This is a genomic window from Halochromatium sp., assembly GCF_046541315.1.
Taxonomy (GTDB): domain Bacteria; phylum Pseudomonadota; class Gammaproteobacteria; order Chromatiales; family Chromatiaceae; genus Lamprobacter.
Genome location: NZ_JBKHDN010000045.1, coordinates 1 through 15,627, shown reverse-complemented (window position 1 = coordinate 15,627; position 15,627 = coordinate 1). Strand labels below are relative to the sequence as shown.

Sequence of the window (15,627 nt, the reverse complement as noted above, 5' to 3'; positions counted from 1 at the left end):
GAGGGAAACGCGTGATCCTAAATAGAGCAGTTGACATCGCATGCGCGCTTGTATCGCACTTACTGAGAGCCCCACCAGAAGGTGGGCTTGAGTTTGCTTCAGCATGCTAATGCATGCTAGCGAAAGAGCTGTCTGTGCACCTTCTCCTTGATCGCGTCGAAACGCTCGCGGAGCTTGTGCAGTTGCTCATCCTGGAGGCCGGTGGTCTGCCTCACTCAATGGCGACCTGTTCCAGGCTCACCACCTGATCCCTCCTCTTGGCAAAAAACTTGCTTAACCACGCGATAAGGTCTCTAGCGCCTTTCGCCTTACCATGAAGCAGCCGATAGGAGAGCACCCAATGGCCCGGCCGATTCCCGAGATCCTGACCGGTTCCGCCGAGTCCTTCAATAACCTGGACGACGCACCGACTGACGCCCTGCTGCAACGCACATGAACAACCATTCGAACATCAGTCCTAACGCGGCTCAGTCCAGTCTTTCAAGATCGCGGAGACCGGGATCGCAAGGCTTGCGTCTTGGTCGCATTGCCGGTATCGAGGTCACACTCGACTGGAGTTTGCTGATCATCTTCATCTTGATCAGCTTCACCCTCGCCGCTGGGGTATTGCCCACTTGGCACCCGGACTGGAGCCAGCTGATGATTCTCATCACGGCGGTCACCGCGGCGCTTCTATTCCTGGCGTCGGTCCTGCTGCACGAGCTCTCGCATGCGGTAGTCGGCCGCCGGCTCGGTATCTCGGTACCGCGCATTACGTTGTTCGTGTTCGGCGGCATGGCGCAGATGGAAGGCGAGCCACGCACCTGGAAGGACGAGCTCGGCATGGCCATCGCCGGCCCGATCACCAGTCTCGCGCTCGGCTTCGGCTTCCTCTACCTCGCCGGGGCCTTGGCCGCTCCGATCGAAGCGGACCCGCAGAAACCGATGGAATTGCTCTCCAGTCTGGGCCCCGTGGCCACCGTCTTCTTCTGGCTCGGGTCGGTCAACATCGTGCTCGGCCTGTTCAATCTGGTACCGGGCTTCCCCCTCGACGGCGGGCGTGTGCTGCGAGCGGTGCTCTGGGGAATGAGTGGCGACCTGCTACGCGCCACGCGCTGGGCCGCGGCGGCTGGCCAGGCCTTCGGCTTGCTGCTGATCGCGAGCGGCTTCGCGATGATCTTCGGGGTCACCGTACCGGTCTTCGGCTCCGGCCCCCTTGGCGGGCTGTGGCTGGCGCTGATCGGCTGGTTCCTGAGCAATGCCGCGATCATGAGCTACCGCCGTCTCGAGACCGAACAGGGGCTCGGCAGGATTCCGGTTACCCGCGTGATGCAGCGCGACTTGACCACAGTTACCCCCGAGATCAGCGTCCAGGCAATGATCGATGAGCACTTGCTCGGCCGACATCAACGCGCGTTTCCCGTGGTCGATGACGGCGATCGTCTGCAGGGCCTGGTTTGCTTGGCCGACATCCGTAAGCTCGAGCCGTCAAAACGCAGCGAAACGTCCATCTCGACCATCATGACAGCACGCGAGCAGCTCCATGTTGCGGCACCAGATGAATCCGCCAGTGCGGTGATGAACCGTCTCGCGGTCAGCGGCATCAATCAGATGCCGGTGGTGAAGGACGGGCATTTGGTCGGCTTGGTGAGCCGCGAGGACCTACTCACCTGGCTGTCGTTGCAGCGCGGCGCGGCCCATGAACCCGAGCTACCGGTTCGCGGTTGAAGGCGGCTGAGGCGCGGTCATCCGGAGGATGTCGACCGGCCGAGCGAATCGGCCGGTGCATTGCATTCCAGGCGGTGCCTTCCAGGAGAGCGCCTGACAACGACTCAGCAGGCCATAGGCCAAGTGCTGATATTGATGGCCGGAAAGGCGTCGCGCGCGCCGGCTCGGATACTCGCGGGCATGCCCCAGGCGCCATAGGTACCGCCCATGTCGCGGTTCAGACGGGCAAGCTCGTCGAAGAGACGTCGAGACACTCACCGCCGACGACACTCACCGCGCGCCCTCATCGATGACGCCACAGTCGACCATCCGCGCGCGGCAGGCCCTGAGCTCGCGCTGCAACGCGGCCAGCTCCCGTAGCAGGCGCCCTGCACTCAGCTCCGCCTGAATGCGCGCGCGCTGCAACTCGCTGAGACGATGGCGAACGGCTGAGACAGATTCGTCGAGTCGCGCTGCGCGATAGCGCTCGAGCTGGACGATGTTGGTTTGGGCTCGAGCTTGAGCTTGCAGCTGCGTTCCCGTTTGCAGGCCTTCAGTGGCATCTCGCGCGGCCGATGCGGTTTTTCTCATGGCACATTGACTCCTTGAGCGTCGGATCGATCAGGTGCCCGGGGACCTCTGCTCCCGGATCGATGCAGATGTAGCAACTTTCAGTCCTCCCTTATCTCCTCCCTTATCCCCGCTGTTGCTGCTGTGCGCATCTCCCCTCCCGCTCGGCGCGAACGGCAAATGAACCCGACATGGCTCAAAACACCCGGAACTCATTTGGGCCTCCTCCAAGGCGGTTTCTATCAATCGCCTAATGGATGTCGTCAGCAGAGCCGGTCTGCTCCTTCGCGCCGGAGTCACCGGCGTCGGAGTCGCTGCCGTTGGTCTGCTCGAGGTAGGCGCGCTCCGCGCCGGTAATCAGTGAGGCACTCTCCTCATCGACCAGAGAAAGCCGCGGCGCGATACTGAGATCGAGTCGCTCTGCCCAGCGGTCCTCGTCGACACTCTGTACCTTTGAGTGCTCACGCAATCGAGCTTGCACCCGATCCGACAGTTCGGAGAGGTAGTTCAGCCGCAACGTGCGGATGTAGGGAAGGACCCCGATTGGTCGAAAGCTCATCATGCCACCCGCATTGGAGCGTCCGCCCGTTAACCGGACGCGGCGAGATGAAAAGGCAACAGTGCAGCACTCAAGAAGAGCAGCAGCACGCCGACGAAGACCAGCCGCAACGCCCAGGCGCGCTGACGGGCACTGTGGGTGTTGCCGGCGACATAGCGCTGGTAGGCCACGTAGTAGGATGCCGTCAGCAGATCACGCGTCTGCGCCTCGACCTCCCGCTGCAATGCGGCCTGGTCGTCTGCGGCACCGCGACGATGGATCTCGCGCTCAAGCCGCAGGAATTCCTCGAGGTCCGGCGGCTCGCTGTAGACGAAACGCCATTCGGCGCGGAAACCATGCCAGACCGACACGAACAGCACGAACATGGCCGCGAGCGCGAGGGCGGTCATCGCAATCGACGGCGGATGCGCCTCCTGCAGCAGCCTGATCTCGAGATGGCTGCTCAGCGTGAGGAAGGCGAAGAGCGCGAACGAGAGTCCGGCGGCCGGGATGCCAATGCTGGCGCGTATGCTCTCGCGCCGCGAGCGCTCCGCGAAATAGAGATCGCGGAAGGTCTCGAAGCGCAGCAGGCGCGCGGTCTCTGGCGTCCGCGGTAGCTGCTCCGCGCTCACGGAAGCATTCGCAGCCGTCTGCCCGATATCCGCTGGCTGGGATGCTCGTCCATCGCCACCGCTGCTCACAGCACTCCCCCGTTCGGGCGCTCACCTCGAACAGTGTTGACGTGCGCGTTCGTTTCGGCCAGTAAGTGGCGTACCTCCTCGTCGGTCAAACGCGGGAAGGCCAGGTACGACTGCTCGATCGCGACAAAGGGCTGCGGCGCGCTCAGATGGATGACACGATCGGCAAGTTCGCCGATACACCCGAGCGCCTCGGGCGAGACCACTGGCAACGCGACCGCCAGCTCCATCGGCCGCTGCGCCACAACCGCGCGGGCGGCAACCTGCACGCTGGTCCCGGTCGCGGCGCCGTTATCAATCAGCAGGACGCAACGCCCGGTCACCGGCAGCGCCGCTTTGTGGTTCCGATGCAGATCCTCGCGGCGCTGCAGGCGTCGACGCTCATCCTCGGTAACACGATCGACCTCCTCGCTCGAGAGCGATAATGCGCGCAACACGCGTTCGTTCAGCACGCGAATGCCGCCGCTGGCGATCATGCCTATCGTCACTACAGGCTCTTGTGGCGCGCGTAGCGTCTGGGCGATCACTACGTCCAACGGAGCGCGCAGGCGGCGCGCAACCTCGGCAGCGACGGCCACCCCACCGTTGGGAATCCCCAGCACCAGGCAGTTGCGCCGGTCGCGATAATCGCTTAATGCATCCGCCAACCGCCATCCCGCCTCGAAACGGTCCTCGAACATCGGGTCCATTGCGGATTCTTTGCTGGTCGGCATTCGGCTGCTCGGCATTCGACCCCTCCATCGGGAAACTGGCGTTCTGCGCTCGCTGATATTGACCGCGCGCTTGGCCGCTGCGCAGTGCAGACGACGAGCCGCTATAGCGGTGGCTAGCAATTCGTGAACAAGCTATTAGCAAACACCTATTTGCAAACTCGATACCTGAATCGACCGCGATGCCTATCGTCGCTCAACCTGCTGCGCCTGAGAGACCGAGCACCCATGGCTCACCGCCATGCGAAGCGACCTTCCGCACCGGACTCAGAGCGACGTAACAGCTGCGTGCCCGTGGACGTAATGCGGTGGCGCCCCATAAACGGCGTCTAGCACGGCGCCGAAGATGATGTACAGCGCCAGCGTGGCGACGGGGACCGCAATCCCGATCTGCAGGCCGAACAGGCCGGCACCTGCCAGCGGCACGGGCATGATGGCGTGGTTCGCACTCACTCCGTGTCGGCGACCCGCGGTGCGGGGGCTTCCTCGGCGGCACCTACAGGGCGACCGCGAAGCTGTAACGGCAAGCAATGCCGGTGGATTACCACTAACGGGAGGGGCAATGACACCGCTGGGTCGACGAATGTGGGGGCTGAGCAGCGAGCTGACCGGGCCAAAGCCTTGTGGCATCAAGCTTGCTGAAACTGTCGTCAATCCGCTTCAATCTGCTGCAGCTCCGCGCCGTTCGCAATGCCGATCATTGCCAGGGTACGGTCTCCGGCTATGTCCATCGCGGCAAGGCGCAGGTCTATGGCATTGTCGACGCACTGCCACTCAGGCTCAGCCGTTAAATAGAGGTCGAGTTTTCGCAGTAAGGAGGTTCCATTGCAAACGATTACGGAGTTCCCCAACCCGGTCGTCGATCTCGAGCACGTCTGGATCAAGATGGCGGACGGAACGCGTCTCTCCGCGCGAATCTGGCTGCCCGAGGATGCCGAGCAGAACCCGGTGCCGGCGATCCTGGAGTACATCCCCTACCGCAAGCGCGATTCGATCCGGCTGCGCGATGAGACCATCCACCCCTACTTCGCCGGCCACGGCTACGCCGCGGTGCGGGTCGACCTGCGCGGCAGCGGTGACTCCGAAGGCTTGCTGCAGGACGAGTACCTACAGCAGGAGCTCGACGATGGCCTCGAGGTGATCCGCTGGATCGCGGAGCAGCCCTGGTGCGACGGCCATGTCGGGATGATCGGCATCTCGTGGGGCGGGTTCAATGGACTGCAGCTGGCCGCGCTGCAACCGCCGGCACTCAAGGCCGTGATCAGCGTTGCCTCGAGCGATGACCGTTATGCCGATGATGTCCACCACATGGGCGGCTGCCTGCTCGGGGACAATCTGTCCTGGGCCTCGACCATGTTCGCCTACAACGCGCTGCCGCCCGATCCGGAGCTGGTTGGATCGCACTGGCGCGAGATCTGGATGCAGCGCCTTGAGCACAGCGGTCTCTGGCTGGAGCAATGGCTGCGCCATCAGCGTCGCGACGCCTATTGGCGCCACGCCTCGATCTGCGAGGACTACAGCGCGCTTCGCTGCCCGGTGATGCTGGTCAGCGGCTGGGCCGATGGCTACACCAATGCCGTCTTCCGGATGCTCGCGAACCTCGAGGTGCCGCGCCTCGGCATCGTCGGTCCCTGGTCGCACAAATATCCGCATCTCGGCGTGCCCGGCCCGGCCATCGGTTTCCTGCAGGAGGCCCTGCGCTGGTGGGACCATTGGCTCAAAGGCACCGACACCGGTGTGATGCAGGAGCCGATGCTGCGCGCCTGGATGCAGGAGAGCGTTCCTCCCACGACCCACTACCGGCAGCGTCCGGGCCGCTGGGTGGGAGAACGCAGCTGGCCCTCGGCGCGCATCCTGCCGCTGAGGCTGCGCCTGGCCCCGCATCAGTTACTCCCCGAAACGGCCGAGAACGACATTGAGCGCCGGTTCGAGCCCCGGTTTGAGCCTTGGGCCGAGCCCAAACCCGAGCCCAATGAGGCATCGCAGTACCTGCACTCGCCACTCGGGCTCGGCCTGTTTGCCGGTAAATGGTGCTCCTATGCTGCGGCTCCCGATCTGCCCCACGACCAGCGCCAAGAGGACGGCGGAGCACTGACCTACGACTCGTCGCCACTCAAGGAGCCACTGGAGATCCTGGGGAATCCGAGCATCTTACTCGAGCTGTCGGCGGACCGTCCCGTCGCCATGGTGGCAGTGCGGCTCTCCGACATCGCCCCCGACAACAAGGCCACCCGGGTGACCTTCGGCCTGCTCAACCTGACCCACCGCGATTCCAGCGATGCGCCAACGCCGCTGGAGCCAGGCAGGCGTTACCGCGTCCGCGTGGATCTCAACAACATCGGTTACGCGTTCCCAGCCGGCCACCGCCTGCGCATCGCGGTATCGTCCTCCTATTGGCCGATGGCCTGGCCCGCCCCGGAATCGGTCGGCCTGAGCGTCTACTCAGGCAGCAGCATGCTAACCCTTCCCGCAAGACCGCCGGCCACCGACGACGCCGAAACAGGCCACTTCGGACCCGCCGAAGGTGCGGCACCCTCGGCCAGCCAGATGCTGAGCCCCAGCCAACACAGCTGGCGGGTCATCCGCGATCTCGAGACCGATGTCTCAACACTGGAGGTTATCAACGACCAGGGCGAGCGCCACCTCTCTGGCCCAAACCTGACCGACAGCACCAAGGCCCTCGAGTGGTACAGCTACTACAAGGACGAGTTCGATTCGCCCTACGGAGAGACCCTCTGGGAGCGCTCGCTCACCCGCGGCGAATGGCGCATCCGCACCCGAACGCGGACCCGACTCACCTCCGACAGCAAATTCTTCTACCTGATCGCCGAACTCGACGCTTGGGAGCATGACAAGCGGGTCTACTCCCGCAACTGGGACTATCGCATCGAGCGCGACCTCGTCTAGCGCCAGACGTCAAATCAGGAATTGCTGCCCACGCCGGAGACAAGGCAAAGAAGGTTGTTGAAAAGATCCAGACCGACCGTTCCCATGCGCTAGTGCGTGGAGAAGGGCGCGTTGCTCGCCGAGGCCATCACCTATCAGTTCCGGCAGCGTCTCGAAGAGCAGGGTGGCTGGGCCCCGAATGATTTGGTGATCCTCTTCGAACGAAACGCGGCCTGTGCGGCTAGCATCGACGGCGAGCCGGGCGGCATCTGGTATGTGGCCACCGAGACCTTCGAGGTCTTCGCCGACCGCACGGCGCGCACCGGCGGATCGTCTCAAGACGACCCTCGGTTGACCAACGCCGTCAAGAAGTTCAACTACGACCACCGTCGCTGGGGGATCTCCTGGCTCGGTGGTGCCGACTCGGAGCACGAGTACAATCTCGGCTTGAAGGACTTCAATGAATACGTCAGCGACCTACGAGCCGGTAACGCCACCAGCAACGTGCGCCCGGACGACTTGGCTGCACTGCTGGCCGAGCTTGGCGGCCAGAACGGGGCGATGGACAAGATCTATTCGCGCTTGAACGATGCCGAAACGGTGCCGCCCGAGCAGCGTCGCCTCAGGGTGTACTCGTCCATCTGCGCCTCGGCTGTCACAGCCGACACCCTGTCGGTCATCCGCTCCGCCTATGGGCTGGACTTCGACGAGGACGCGCTTGAGGGGCTCGACAAGGCCATCGATGCCCTGTACCGGGTCTCGCAACTGTATCCGCCGATCGTCCTCAATGGCGCCGACGACAGCCTCTGGCTGGTCAACCACGCCCGCAACATTGCGGCGATGATGTCGGCGACCTTCGACCCGATCCTTGACGCGGCGCGCTCGCTGCCGAGTGGCGAAGTCGCTCGCTGACGGCAAGCTCGAGGTTGCACTCGCTGGACCAAAATTCGCCCCACCCGGCGAGCGGCGCCCCGTCGGTGACCGCGGCATCCTGGCACACCGCCTGCCGCAAGGCATGGCCTTCAGGCACACCGCCTGCCCTCTGCTCTTGGCAAAAAACTTGCTTAACCAAGCTGCAAGGTATCGAGCGCGTTTCGCCTTACCCTGCGTTGGTGTCTCCTGTCTCGCTTTGGAAATGCCGAGGCCGCTTTTATGTCACTCAATGATTCGAGCGCCCTTCCAACGTTCGTCCTGATGGAGCTGAGGTTGAATGATGCCCGAGCTTCCTGACGTCGAAGTCTATCGCCAGCGTATCGACAGATGGGCCGTCGGCGGCAGGATTCAGCATGTGCACGCGCCGGAGCCCGAGATCCTGGAGGGCGTCTCAGCGCAATCTCTAGGCCGGGAGCTGGACGGGTGCCGCCTGCAGCGCGCTCGCCGCCATGGCAAGTTCCTGTTCCTAGGGCTCGATTCGGATCAATGGCTGGTGCTGCATTTCGGCATGACCGGCCGTCTCGAGCCGTTCGACTGTGCGCAGGAGGCGCCGGCGCATACCGACTTCAGTCTCGAGCTCGACGACGGCTCCTGCGTCGCCTACGTCGCACCCCGGAAGCTCGGGCTCGTCACCTTGACCGATAATCCCGACGACTTCATCGCCAAGCGCGAGCTTGGAGTTGACGCACTGGGATTGGATCAGGACAGGTTTCTCGAACTCGCCAAGGGTCGTCGTGGGAGTGTTAAGTGCTGGCTAATGAACCAGCAAAGCCTAGCCGGTCTGGGCAACGTCTACTCGGATGAGATCCTCTACCGCGCCCGGATGCATCCAAAGACCAAGCTTTCTGACCTCAATGACGAGGCGCTTCGCAAGCTCTTCGCCGCCCGCTCCGAGGTTCTAGAAATCAGTATCAAGGCAGACGCCGATCCGCGGCGTATGCCGGACGACTTCTTACTGCCGCACCGCGAAGCGGACGCGACCTGTCCCCGCTGCGACGGCACCATCAGCAGGCTCAAGGCCTGTGGCAGGACCTCTTACCTCTGTCCCAATTGCCAACCCTCGAACAGCCAATGAGCTCAAAAAGGGCCAGTCATCGTGCGTCTCACCACCAAGCCTCAGGATCTCGGCGTAGTAACCCGGGTGTAGGAAGAGGGCTTTAGCCCAGCGCACAGCACTCAGAGCAGTAGCAGACTCAGCGCCATCACCCCCATGCCAGCAATCAGCGCCTAGACTGTCGGATGGTGCTCACCATAGGTCTCGGCCGATGGCAGCAGGACGTCGAACGAGATGAAGATCATGATCCCGGCAACGGCCGCCAAGGAGACGCCGAGCAGGGCCTGCGACCAAAAGCCCGACAAGATCAACAGGCCGAGCAGCGCACCGAGCGGCTCGGACAGCCCTGAGAGCGCGGACCAGCCAAACGCCTGCCAGCGGCTGCCGGTTGCGTAATAGATCAGAGGCGTTTGGCATCATCCGTGCCTTTTCCTAGCCAAACTGACCCTTCGCTGGAGGATGCATGGCAAACGAGCTCAGTAACCGGACCATTGGGGTCCTCGTCGAACATCTCTTCGAAGACCTGGAGCTTTGGTATCCACTGATTCGGATGCGCGAAGCGGGCGCGCAGACCCAGCTCATCGGCACGGCCAAGACGACCTATCGGGGCAAGCATGGCCTGAGCGCTGACGCTGAGGAAGCTGTCGGCTCAGTCCGCCCGGACGCGCTCGATGCGCTGATCATACCGGGCGGCTATGCCCCCGATCGGATGCGTCGGGACCAGGCGCTGCTCGAGCTGGTGCGGGGCGTCGCGGCCTTGGAGCGGCCCATCGCCTTCATCTGCCACGCCGGCTGGGTACCGATCTCGGCCGGCATCGTGCGCGGCCGGCGTGTGACCTCCACACCATCGATCCAGGACGATCTGACGAATGCCGGCGCCGACTGGGAGGACCAGGCAGTGGTCGTCGACGGCCCGCTGATCTCGAGCCGACATCCGGGCGACCTGCCGATGTTCTGCCAGGCCCTGATCGCTCAGCTGAGCTGAGGGTCCTCATGCAATCGGTCGCCGGGCAAATCACCCGATCGGTGGTGGATAGCACCCGACAGTCGCAGCAACAGCGGAGGAACCGATGACCGAGCCTGATCACCGTTTCATGGGCCAGCAAGCTGCATCACAGTCTCTGGTCATCAATCAGATGAGCACACAGACATGACGGATGCCGGTAGTGCCAATGATGCGGTGCCGATCCTGCTCACCATCGGCGGGATCTTCCTGATCGGGTTGTTCGCCGATCTGCTCGGTCGGCGCACGCCCTTGCCGCGGGTCACGCTGCTGCTGCTCGCCGGGCTGTTGGTTGGACCCGAGGTGTTGGATCTGCTGCCGGCCTTCACCGAGCAGTGGTTTCCGATCCTGACCAAACTGGCACTGGCGATGATCGGATTCCTGATCGGGCAGACGATCCGTCCCGAGAACTTGCGCCGACTGGGTCGGCGAGTGCTGATCCTGTCGACGAGCAAGGTGATCCTCGCCTCGGCCTGTGTGTTTGGCGGCCTGCTGCTGCTCGGGGTGCAGCTCGAGGCCGCACTGCTGCTGGCCGGCATCGCCCCAGCCACCGCGCCAGCGGCCACCTTCGACGTCGTCCATGAGATCGAGGCCGAGGGCGAATTCACCGACACCCTGCTCGGCATCGTCGCCATCGACGATGGCTGGGGCATCATCCTGTTCAGCCTGCTGCTGAGTATTGCCGAGCGCATCGCTGGCGACAGCGGCTCGCTGGGTGTGCTGGGCTCGGCGAGCTGGGAGCTGTTCGGCGCCTTGGCACTCGGCGCCTTGCTCGCCGCACCGATGGCCTATCTGAGCGGGCGCATCACCCGCGGCGAGCCGACCCAGGCCGAGGCGCTCGGGTTCGTGCTGCTGTGCGCCGGACTCGCGCTCTGGGCTGAGGTCTCCTACATCCTCGCCTGTATGACGCTCGGCGCCTTCGTATCGAGTTTCGCGGCCCATCACAAGCGCCCGTTCCAGGCCATCGAAGGGATCGAGTGGCCCTACCTGATCCTGTTCTTCCTGCTTGCCGGCGCCTCGTTGCATCTCGACGCCCTCACCGCGGTCGGTTTGATCGGTGCCGTCTATATCCTGACACGCGCCGCTGGGCTGTATCTCGGCGCGCAGCTTGGAGGACGGGTCAGCGGTGCTCCGCCGCGCATCTACAACTGGATCGGTCTCGCGGTCCTGCCGCAGGCCGGGGTCGCCTTGGGCTTGGCGCTGGTCGCCGCCCATGCCTTCCCACCGCTTGAGAACCTGATCCTGCCTACAGTGCTCGGTACAACCGTGGTCTTCGAGCTGATCGGCCCCGTCGCAGCCCGCTTCGCGCTGCGTCGCGCCGGTGAGGCACACGCCTGAGTGCGCACTGCGCTGCTGATCGCCTCCTGCTGATTGGGTCAAGCGCATCCATCGATCGGCACGCAAGATGCTTCACTTCCAATAAGAGCAACCGATGCAGACCCAACCCACCGACCACAGGAGCAACAGCATGCAGCGCATCAGCGGTAAAACAGCGATCGTCACCGGCGGCAGCCACGGCATTGGCCGCGCGACCTGTTCCCGGCTCGCCACCGAGGGCGCCCGGATTGCGGTGACCGATATCCAGGATGACGAGGGTGAGGCGCTCGCCAGCACGATCCGCGACCAAGGCGGCGAGGCCCGCTACTGGCATCTCGACGTTGCCAGTGAGGAATCAGTCGAGCAGGTCTTCGCCGAGATCGACGAGGCGCTTGGAGCACCCCAGGTGCTGGTCAACAATGCGGGCATCTCTGGCACCGACAAACCGACCGATCAGCTCACTGAGGCCGAGTGGCAGCAGGTGCAGGACATCAACGTCAAGGGCGTCTTCCTCTGTACCAAGCATGTCATCCCTTACATGCGTCGCCTCGGCGGCGGCAGCATCGTCAACCTGTCATCGATCTACGGGATCATCGGCGCACCGGACATCCCCTCCTACCATGCCTCCAAAGGCGCGGTCAGGCTCATGACCAAGACCGATGCGCTGCTCTACGCGGGCGAGGGCATCCGGGTCAATTCGATCCATCCAGGCTTCATCTGGACCCCACTGGTCGAGGCACTGGCGAAGGATTCCGACCAAGGCATCGAGGCCTATCGCCAGCAGCTCGACGCGCTGCATCCCATTGGCCATGTGGGCGAGCCGGACGACATCGCTCATGGTGTCCTATACCTCGCGAGCGATGAGTCCAAATTCGTGACCGGCAGCGAGCTGGTGATCGACGGCGGCTATACCGCGCGCTGAATGCAACGGCCTCGATTCCTACGCAGTGTGCTTCATGAAGATTCTTGTCGCCGAAGACAACCACATCCTCGCCAATAGTCTGGTCGAGCATCTCAGGCTGCGCGGGCATAAGGTCGCAGCCGCTTATGACGGCCGCGTCGCCGCGATCTGTTGTCGGCGGCAGGATTTTGATGCCATCGTCATCGATTTTCTGATGCCCGACATCTACGGGATCGATGTGCTTGAGCAGCTCCATGCGCAGCGCCAGATGCCGCAGGCCATCCTGATGAGCGGATTCCCGGAGCTGCTCGATGAGATTGCACCACGCCTGGCCGCGATCGGCGTCGAGACCGTGATGCAGAAGCCCTTCCTCTTCACTGAGCTGGAGGAGGCATTGAAAAGCGACTCGGCCAATCCACCCTAGCCAAGCAGACCGGCACACAAGGGGGACCAAGACCGGGATAAGAACATCGGCCTCACCCCACGACCAGCGAATGCTCAGCCATCATCCATGAGTGCTGAGTACTGTCGCTCTCAGCAACGGGGCTTAAGCTGGTCGATCGGCTCTGCGGCGATCTACCTCGGTGATGACTGCACTGCACCAGAGGCACAGCCAAATGCACCGCGACGCTCTCTAGGCGTCACCTTCCCTTGCCGCCGCCCAGCCAATGGAGGCTGTCCCCCGAGAATAGCTCGGCGGCTTCGCCGAACGTCTCCGAGAGCGTTGGATGGGGATGGATGGTGCGCGCCAGATCCTCGGCAAGCGCGCCCATCTCAATCGCCAATACGGCCTCAGCGATCAGCCCCTCGGCGCCGCGCCCGACGAACCCGGCGCCAAGGACGAGGCCGCTGCCGGGGTCAATGATGAGTTTGGTAAGACCGGCCTCAGTACCCAGGCTCAGCGCCCGAGCCGCACCCTGCCAAGGAAAGCGGGTGACGGCGACCTCGCGTCCCTGCTGCTCGGCCTGTGCCGCAGTGAGTCCGCACCAGGCGATCTGCGGATCGGTGTAGATCACCGCTGGGATGGCCCGGGCATCGAAGGCGGCCGGCCGCCCGGCGATCACCTCGGCCGCCACCCTGCCCTCGTGCATGGCCTCATGCGCGAGCTGCTGGCCGCCCGCGACATCGCCAACGGCGAAGATCCGATCGGCCTTCGTGCGCCGTTCGGCGTCGACCTTGATGAAGCCTTGGTCGTCGGTCTCGACCCCGGCCTCATCAAGCCCGAGGTCGCCAATGCTCGGGCGGCGCCCGATCGCGACCAATACGCGATCGAACGACTGCTCGCGCGAGCCGTCGGCGTCCTCGAGCCTGACGGCCACCTGGTCTTGTCGCTCCTCGGCCGCCCGCACACTTGTCTCCAGCGCGATGGACTCGAACCGCTCCTTGATCTGCTTGTGCAGCGGCGCAACCAGCTCCGGGTCGGTGCCCGGCAGCAATTGCTCGGTCTGTTCGACCAGGCTGACCCGCGCGCCTAGCGCAGCATAGACGCTGCCAAGCTCAAGGCCGACATAGCCACCACCGACCACCAGCAGCCGCTCGGGGATGTCGGGCAGCGTCAGGGCGCCGCTCGAGTCCATGATCCGCCCCTGCGGGCTCATCTCCAGTCCCGGAGGCGAGAGCGGCTGCGAGCCGGTGGCGATGATCGCCTGCTCGAAATCGATGCTCGAGTACTCGGACGCCGAGAGCAGCAGCCGCCGCGGCCCGGCGAAACGCCCCCGGCCCTGGATGCGCTGGATGCCACGGTGCTCGCAGAGCCCGGCAAGGCCCTTCGTCAGACGCTCGACGATGCCATCCTTCCAGCCACGCAGCCGCTCGAGATCCCACCGCAGCTCGCCGACGCTGAGCCCCATCGCCTCGGCCTCGGCTGCGATGAACGCAGTCTCGGCGGCCTGCAACAACGCCTTGGACGGGATACAGCCACGCTGCAGGCAGACGCCGCCAAGCACTGGCTCATCGGTCACCAAGGTCACATCCAGCCCGAGATCAGCCGCCCGGAATGCGGCTGCGTACCCACCCGGCCCAGCGCCTAGCACTAGCACCTGGGTCTCGACCGGCAGATCGCCCATCACCATCTCGATACCTCCATCGCGCCACCGCGATCGCGACAGCTCGATCACGATACGGCGGCTTGCTTGCTCAAGCCGTTAGTAGCAGGCGTTCAGGATCCTGCAGCGCGGCTATGATTCGGTTGACGAAGCGCGCGGCATCGGCACCGTCGTTGACGCGATGATCGAACCCGAGGCACAGCGGCAGGCGAAGCTGGGCACTCAACGTCGGCTCGGCGGGATCACCCTCGGCAATTGGTTGCAGCGAGGCCCGGCCGAGCCCGAGGATGGCGACCTCCGGATGGCGGATGATCGGTGTGAACAAGGTCCCGCCGATGCCGCCAACGTTGGTCAACGTGAAGCTGCCGCCTTGCAGCTCGTCGCGCTCGGCCTTGGCCTCACGAGCGCGTTCGCTGAGGCGCACCAGCTCGACGGCGAGCTCGATGACGCTCTTGCGCTCGACATCGTGCACCACCGGCACCAGCAGACCCTGGCCGGTGTCGACGGCGACGCCGATGTTGTAGTAGCGCTTGATGACGATGCTGCCAGCGTCCTCGTCGAGGCTCGCATTGAAGCGCGGATAGGCCTTCAGCGCGCCGACCAGGGCCTTCAGCACCAGCACCGTGAGCGTCAGTTTGCCGCCCGCGTCCTCGACCTCGGCGGTGTGGGCCTGGCGAAACTGCTCCAGCGCCGTGATGTCGGCGGTGTCCTGGTGCATCACATGCGGGATCTGCGCCCAGGAGCGCGCCATCTCGCGCGCCGTGGTGCGGCGAATCGAGCGCAGTGCGATCTGCTCGGTCTCGCCCCAGCGGGAAAAATCCGGTCGCGCGTATCCGCGCTCGCCAGCCGGCTTGCGACCTGCCTTGGGCGCCTTTGGCGACTCGTCTTGCGGCTCTGCTGACGGCTCCTCTCGCGGCTCCTCCGCCGACGGCTCTTCTCGCTGTCGTTGCGGCTTGCTTTCGGTCGTGGATCTCGCTTCGCCGGCCGCCTGCGGCTCCGGGCGCTCGGCAAACGTGCGCACATCCTCAGCCAGCACCCGACCGCCGGGGCCACTGCCTTCGACCACCGCAAGATCGACGTCGAGCTCGCGCGCGATCCTCCGGGTGGATGGCGCGGCCGGCACCGGTCGGTCGCGGCTCGCCTGGTCCCGCTGCCCGTCGTCACCGCCAGTCGCAGACCGTCCGGCCTCTGCTGGAGGCTGCTCTGTTTCAGCGGTCTGTTCATCGGCGCCGGGCTCCTTGGCACTGGGCTCCTTGGCACTGGGCTCCTTGGCCTCTGATTTATTC

The 15,627-nt window shown here is 64.4% G+C and carries 17 protein-coding genes; 9 read left to right on the top strand and 8 right to left on the bottom strand.

The annotated features are described in order from the left end of the window. Positions 1–510 precede the first annotated feature (510 nt). Positions 511–1,707 (top strand): site-2 protease family protein, encoded by a 1,197-nt coding sequence (locus ACLFQI_RS05085; RefSeq protein ID WP_410757793.1) that lies wholly within the window; start codon positions 511–513, stop codon positions 1,705–1,707. A gap of 104 nt (positions 1,708–1,811) precedes the next feature. Here the strand turns inward: ACLFQI_RS05085 and ACLFQI_RS05080 are convergent, their stop codons facing one another. From ACLFQI_RS05080 to ACLFQI_RS05060, 5 genes are all read right to left on the bottom strand, one after another. After that, on the bottom strand, positions 1,812–1,961 hold the full coding sequence (locus ACLFQI_RS05080; protein WP_410757792.1) for a hypothetical protein: 150 nt from the start codon (positions 1,959–1,961) through the stop codon (positions 1,812–1,814). 545 nt (positions 1,962–2,506) lie between these two features. Continuing rightward, positions 2,507–2,815 (bottom strand): hypothetical protein, encoded by a 309-nt coding sequence (locus ACLFQI_RS05075; protein WP_410757791.1) that lies wholly within the window; start codon positions 2,813–2,815, stop codon positions 2,507–2,509. 29 nt (positions 2,816–2,844) lie between these two features. Continuing rightward, on the bottom strand, positions 2,845–3,426 hold the full coding sequence (locus ACLFQI_RS05070) for a hypothetical protein (protein WP_410757790.1): 582 nt from the start codon (positions 3,424–3,426) through the stop codon (positions 2,845–2,847). A 65-nt stretch (positions 3,427–3,491) separates the two neighbouring features. After that, a complete protein-coding gene (locus tag ACLFQI_RS05065) occupies positions 3,492–4,205 on the bottom strand; it encodes a phosphoribosyltransferase (protein ID WP_410757789.1) in 714 nt (237 codons plus the stop codon). A gap of 264 nt (positions 4,206–4,469) precedes the next feature. Further along, positions 4,470–4,634 carry a hypothetical protein gene (locus ACLFQI_RS05060; protein WP_410757788.1) on the bottom strand — a complete coding sequence of 55 codons (165 nt, stop codon included), beginning with the start codon at positions 4,632–4,634 and terminating at the stop codon, positions 4,470–4,472. A gap of 203 nt (positions 4,635–4,837) precedes the next feature. On the opposite strand from ACLFQI_RS05060, the gene ACLFQI_RS05055 reads away from it, so the two are divergent. The 4 genes from ACLFQI_RS05055 to ACLFQI_RS05040 all read left to right on the top strand — a co-directional run bounded on the left by ACLFQI_RS05055 (position 4,838) and on the right by ACLFQI_RS05040 (position 9,096). Further along, positions 4,838–4,993 (top strand): hypothetical protein, encoded by a 156-nt coding sequence (locus ACLFQI_RS05055; protein ID WP_410757787.1) that lies wholly within the window; start codon positions 4,838–4,840, stop codon positions 4,991–4,993. Positions 4,994–5,027: 34 nt separating this feature from the next. Then, positions 5,028–7,109: a CocE/NonD family hydrolase gene (locus ACLFQI_RS05050; RefSeq protein WP_410757786.1), complete on the top strand. Its 2,082-nt coding sequence runs from the start codon at positions 5,028–5,030 to the stop codon at positions 7,107–7,109. Positions 7,110–7,205: 96 nt separating this feature from the next. Continuing rightward, positions 7,206–8,000: a DUF2333 family protein gene (locus ACLFQI_RS05045; RefSeq protein WP_410757785.1), complete on the top strand. Its 795-nt coding sequence runs from the start codon at positions 7,206–7,208 to the stop codon at positions 7,998–8,000. 301 nt (positions 8,001–8,301) lie between these two features. After that, complete coding sequence (locus ACLFQI_RS05040; RefSeq protein ID WP_410757784.1) at positions 8,302–9,096, top strand: Fpg/Nei family DNA glycosylase; 795 nt, start codon at positions 8,302–8,304, stop codon at positions 9,094–9,096. A 152-nt stretch (positions 9,097–9,248) separates the two neighbouring features. Here the strand turns inward: ACLFQI_RS05040 and ACLFQI_RS05035 are convergent, their stop codons facing one another. Beyond that, positions 9,249–9,476, bottom strand: a complete 228-nt coding sequence (locus ACLFQI_RS05035; protein WP_410757794.1) for a ZIP family metal transporter — start codon at positions 9,474–9,476, stop codon at positions 9,249–9,251. A gap of 62 nt (positions 9,477–9,538) precedes the next feature. On the opposite strand from ACLFQI_RS05035, the gene ACLFQI_RS05030 reads away from it, so the two are divergent. The 4 genes from ACLFQI_RS05030 (at position 9,539) to ACLFQI_RS05015 (ending at position 12,720) form a co-directional block, all read left to right on the top strand. Beyond that, complete coding sequence (locus tag ACLFQI_RS05030; RefSeq protein WP_410757783.1) at positions 9,539–10,060, top strand: type 1 glutamine amidotransferase domain-containing protein; 522 nt, start codon at positions 9,539–9,541, stop codon at positions 10,058–10,060. A gap of 165 nt (positions 10,061–10,225) precedes the next feature. Further along, positions 10,226–11,416 (top strand): cation:proton antiporter, encoded by a 1,191-nt coding sequence (locus ACLFQI_RS05025; protein WP_410757782.1) that lies wholly within the window; start codon positions 10,226–10,228, stop codon positions 11,414–11,416. 94 nt (positions 11,417–11,510) lie between these two features. Further along, positions 11,511–12,317: an SDR family NAD(P)-dependent oxidoreductase gene (locus ACLFQI_RS05020; protein WP_410757781.1), complete on the top strand. Its 807-nt coding sequence runs from the start codon at positions 11,511–11,513 to the stop codon at positions 12,315–12,317. A 34-nt stretch (positions 12,318–12,351) separates the two neighbouring features. Continuing rightward, positions 12,352–12,720, top strand: coding sequence for a response regulator (locus ACLFQI_RS05015; RefSeq protein ID WP_410757780.1), 369 nt, complete (start codon positions 12,352–12,354; stop codon positions 12,718–12,720). A gap of 217 nt (positions 12,721–12,937) precedes the next feature. Here the strand turns inward: ACLFQI_RS05015 and lpdA are convergent, their stop codons facing one another. Further along, a complete protein-coding gene (gene lpdA, locus ACLFQI_RS05010; protein WP_410757779.1) occupies positions 12,938–14,368 on the bottom strand; it encodes a dihydrolipoyl dehydrogenase in 1,431 nt (476 codons plus the stop codon). A gap of 64 nt (positions 14,369–14,432) precedes the next feature. After that, a partial coding sequence (locus ACLFQI_RS05005) for a 2-oxo acid dehydrogenase subunit E2 (protein ID WP_410757778.1) occupies positions 14,433–15,627 on the bottom strand: 1,195 nt, incomplete at its 5' end.

Coding starts and splice junctions, on each gene's coding strand:
- ACLFQI_RS05075 (WP_410757791.1), bottom strand. CDS start 2,815: ATGAGCTTTCGACCAATCGGGGTCCTTCCCTACATCCGCACGTTGCGG.
- ACLFQI_RS05065 (WP_410757789.1), bottom strand. CDS start 4,205: ATGCCGACCAGCAAAGAATCCGCAATGGACCCGATGTTCGAGGACCGT.
- ACLFQI_RS05060 (WP_410757788.1), bottom strand. CDS start 4,634: ATGCCCGTGCCGCTGGCAGGTGCCGGCCTGTTCGGCCTGCAGATCGGG.
- ACLFQI_RS05040 (WP_410757784.1), top strand. CDS start 8,302: ATGCCCGAGCTTCCTGACGTCGAAGTCTATCGCCAGCGTATCGACAGA.
- ACLFQI_RS05030 (WP_410757783.1), top strand. CDS start 9,539: ATGGCAAACGAGCTCAGTAACCGGACCATTGGGGTCCTCGTCGAACAT.
- ACLFQI_RS05025 (WP_410757782.1), top strand. CDS start 10,226: ATGACGGATGCCGGTAGTGCCAATGATGCGGTGCCGATCCTGCTCACC.
- ACLFQI_RS05020 (WP_410757781.1), top strand. CDS start 11,511: ATGCAGACCCAACCCACCGACCACAGGAGCAACAGCATGCAGCGCATC.
- ACLFQI_RS05015 (WP_410757780.1), top strand. CDS start 12,352: ATGAAGATTCTTGTCGCCGAAGACAACCACATCCTCGCCAATAGTCTG.
- lpdA (WP_410757779.1), bottom strand. CDS start 14,368: ATGGTGATGGGCGATCTGCCGGTCGAGACCCAGGTGCTAGTGCTAGGC.